The sequence below is a fragment of the Legionella nigrisilvae genome (genome assembly GCF_977063395.2).
Map to the genome: position 1 here is coordinate 1 of NZ_CDRUGZ020000037.1, position 255 is coordinate 255.

The following is a 255-nucleotide window of genomic DNA, read 5'->3' on the forward strand; positions in this document are numbered from 1 at the left end:
CTCACGGTACTGGTTCACTATCGGTCAGTAAGTAGTATTTAGCCTTGGATGATGGTCCACCCATATTCAACCAGGATTTCACGTGTCCCGGCCTACTTGTTCGCGTGCTTAGTTCTTAATGCAACCTACGTATACGGGGCTTTCACCCTCTATGGCCAACCTTCCCAAGTTGTTCTACTTCATTGCACTATAAATCACACCAGGCTCATCCCCGTTCGCTCGCCGCTACTTGGAGAATCTCAATTGATTTCTTTT

The 255-nt window shown here is 47.1% G+C and carries 1 rRNA gene; it reads right to left on the bottom strand.

Going from position 1 to position 255, the window contains the following annotated elements:
• Positions 1-255, bottom strand: a 23S ribosomal RNA gene (locus tag ACWTE2_RS22360); the annotation flags it as partial.